The sequence below is a fragment of the Pseudomonas sp. P5_B2 genome, from assembly GCF_056400445.1.
This window is the reverse complement of record NZ_JBFULH010001391.1, coordinates 1-637: the sequence shown is the minus strand read 5'-3', so window position 1 is coordinate 637 and position 637 is coordinate 1. Positions and strand designations below refer to the sequence as shown.

General features: G+C 53.5%; 1 protein-coding gene. It reads left to right on the top strand.

Annotated elements, in window-relative coordinates:
• Positions 1-637 (top strand): NADP-dependent oxidoreductase (locus tag AC1DRJ_RS31395; protein ID WP_477805528.1); only part of this gene is annotated, 637 nt, incomplete at both ends.

Genomic DNA, 637 nt, shown 5'->3' with positions numbered 1-637 from the left:
AAGTCTATGCACGCCCACCCGAATCGCGCATTGGTGCCTTCGCCGAGATGATTGCGGTGGAGCAAAGTGCCCTCGCGCTGAAACCGAAAAATATCACCATGGAAGAAGCGGCTTCTCTTCCCTTGGTTGCGCTGACCGCTTGGCAGGTGCTGGTTGAAACAGCCCGGTTGAAAAAGGGGCAAAAAGTCTTTATCCATGCGGGTTCCGGTGGTGTCGGCACAATTGCCATCCAGCTTGCAAAGCATCTGGGGGCTTTCGTTGCCACTACGACCAGCACAAGTAACGTGGATTGGGTCAAGGCATTAGGGGCGGACGTTGTCATCGACTACAAGCAGCAAAACTTCGAAAACGTCTTGCGCGACTACGATGTCGTATTGAACAGCCTAGGCCCTGTCGACCTGGAAAAATCACTCAGCATTCTCAAGCCTGGTGGCCAGCTTATCTCCATCTCAGGGCCACCGACGGCAGAGTTCGCACAGGAGCAAAAGCTGTTCTGGGGACTGGGTTGGCTAATTCGTCTGTTGAGCAGCGGCATACGCAGAAAAGCTCGCAAAAAGGACGTCAGATATGCGTTCGTATTCATACGTGCGAGCGGTGCTCAACTGAAAAAAATCACTGCGCTTGTCGAGTCCGGAGT